The organism is Chryseobacterium antibioticum (assembly GCF_012927325.1).
Lineage (GTDB): Bacteria > Bacteroidota > Bacteroidia > Flavobacteriales > Weeksellaceae > Chryseobacterium > Chryseobacterium antibioticum.
Genome location: NZ_JABBGI010000069.1, coordinates 1 through 2,193 on the forward strand (window position 1 = coordinate 1; position 2,193 = coordinate 2,193).

The following is a 2,193-nucleotide window of genomic DNA, read 5'->3' on the forward strand; positions in this document are numbered from 1 at the left end:
ATCAAAATGGAACTTCGGGATATGATTACTGCAATTTTAATCGTATTTGCGGGCGGGGATCCAGGAAAGGTTTTCAAAACATAAGAATGCAAAAAAAAATGACCGGAATTTCTTCCGACCATGACTACCTTGGCGGCGGCTAAAATACTGATGAGTAGAAACTAAATTATATATTAATGTACCACTTTCAATACATCTCCGGATCTGTATAATGCGCCAATTGATAAGCCTGCAGCAACCGCGGCTGTGTTGTCTGGATACTCATTACAACCCTCAATGATAGCAGGAGAGAGATCTGTAGCTTTTTTTACAACATGTAGCGGGGCGGAAGGAGATGCATTTCCAATAGCCACTCTACCATCAAAAACATTTTTTGTATTTACACCTTCTGAATAAATATTGTAGGTTTTGTTTGCAGGATGTCCATTAAATCCGAATGGATCTATGTGAAGTCCATATATATTTCCTGTAATGTTTGCTGTGCCACTAGATGACGTGTCTTTCATAATATCAATTCCGTAAATATTACCGGTAACATTAAAGTTGCCCGTATCTTTACTTATTCTGGTACGAGATTCTATAGTTTTAATATTGTTAACTGTTATAGAGCCTGTGCTGATATGTTCAGTAAAACTCCTTAACCCAAAAGAAGTGCTTATTGTAGCTGAACCTGTTGCGGCTGGCTGAACACGTAATCTTTCAAAAGCACCAGAAGAACCATGTACACCAGTACTTGTATAAGCTCCTCGTGGGATTATATATGTGAAATTGGCATTGCTTGCGGCGGCTAATACAAGATTTAAGTTGGCTCCAGCTTCAGGATTTAGCTCTAGATAATTATATTGTCCAAAGTATTGACTCGCATTATATGTTGAGGAAGCAGCAGGATTTATATATGCATTTAATGCACTGTTCATTCCTGTTCCTGAATTTGAAGCTTTTGCACCAGTTATTCTTGTAGACAAAGTGTTGGATATTAATGTATTATTAACAGTATTTCTTGAGTCTAAAACAGACGAACTAATTACGGAAACATTAGCTGAGGGAGAAGCATTATTCCCGATAATTAAAGAATTTGAAATCCCTTGAATTGCTATAACAGATGGGTTAGAGCTAGTTACGAAATTTCCCATCCCTTGTGTAACTCCTCCGCCTGCTGTGGAGCTATCATTTACTGAATTATATATACCACTCTTACTGCCTTGTCTTGTTGTTGTTAATTGATTGTTGATGCCATATGAAGATCCTCCTGTATCATTTAACGTATAGTTTTCATTGACAGTTATAGTGGCACTAGGTGTTAATCCGGGATTTACACCTATGGCTATCTTACCCGTCTGGTAAATATTTTGAGTATTTGAAGTGGCAGGATCGGTAGTACCTGCTACATTCCAGGGCTCTGTATTTGTGGCACCGCCTTTTAAATTTTGCCATACTGTACCATCAAAATAATAATAACCTGTAGTAGTGATATTAACAGTTTTTGTCGTAGTTGCTGTGGGTAATAATCCTTGGGTAACATATACAATAGCACCTGTCTGTGGAGTATCATAGTTAGCATCTTTTGCTTTTAATTCTGCTCCTGTAAGCCTAGGTGCTATAAATCCGTCTGTTTTTGTAACATCAGAAGGTTTTCCCGTTACATCTAGTGTAGCTTTAGGAGTTTCAGTATTAATTCCGACCTGTGCGAAAGCGAAGGAAAAGGACATCATTGAAAGTAGAGAAATAAATTGTTTTTTCATAATTGTTTTCTTAGAATCTTAATGTTGTGTTTTTTGAAAATTTTCTCTGCAAATAAACAGGAAACATAGATTATAGAAAACTAAAAGGCTTTTGGAATTATTAATTTCGAAAATTAAACATTGTCAAAATATTGAAATACAGTGTGTTGAAAATTTCTTTTTTTCATTTTAAAAAAAGAAAAAAGAAGTGTTTGCTATGTTTATGTAAATATAAAATATGTTTTTTCAGTAGGAAGAAACTTTTCAGACAGAAATTATTGCAGAAAAATAAGGATAGTTTTCTGAAATTATTAAGAATATTAAGAGCCTGTTTAAAAACGGTATAAAAAAGAGTAAGGGTTACTCATTGGCTTAAAAACGTCAATTTAGAGCTGCAAAACAAAAAAATTGATGTATCCAACGGACTTAACTCTTACTCAGTGGCAATTTATAAAAAAAACGCTTGATTTTG

The 2,193-nt window shown here is 35.0% G+C and carries 1 protein-coding gene; it reads right to left on the minus strand.

Annotated elements, in window-relative coordinates:
- Positions 1-173: 173 nt before the first annotated feature.
- Positions 174-1,742, minus strand: a complete 1,569-nt coding sequence (locus HHL23_RS22330; protein WP_169236940.1) for a hypothetical protein — start codon at positions 1,740-1,742, stop codon at positions 174-176.
- Between the last annotated feature and the right edge of the window lie 451 nt (positions 1,743-2,193).